Below are 260 nucleotides of genomic sequence, written 5' to 3'. Positions count from 1 at the left end.
ATGGCGGTTATCCCAAAAGGCTGGTGTTCTGTTTGTGGATGAGCAGCATGGTGGCGGTATTGCCGAGGATGCGCTCGTTTGAAATCATCAGCTGCGCGGAATGCGCGTCACGCAGATGGCGTCCGAGGCTGAAGGGCGTATCGTTCTTGTAGCCCATGATGCCGCAGACCAGCATGGCGTGATTGATGATCTGCAAGATCATCTGTGAAGCGGCAATCTTGAGATTGTTCATCGCAATCGCAAAACCCATCGAGGCCAGC

The 260-nt window shown here is 54.2% G+C and carries 1 protein-coding gene; it reads right to left on the bottom strand.

Features of this window, described 5'->3' with window-relative positions:
- Positions 1-7 precede the first annotated feature (7 nt).
- The coding region (locus SB719_RS21010; RefSeq protein ID WP_412159864.1) for an acyl-CoA dehydrogenase family protein at positions 8-260 on the bottom strand (253 nt) is incomplete at its 5' end.

Origin of the sequence: Pantoea sp. SIMBA_079 (assembly GCF_046940275.1) — a bacterium.
Classification (GTDB): Bacteria; Pseudomonadota; Gammaproteobacteria; order Enterobacterales; family Enterobacteriaceae; genus Pantoea; species Pantoea borealis.
This window is presented reverse-complemented; position numbering and strand designations above follow the sequence as displayed.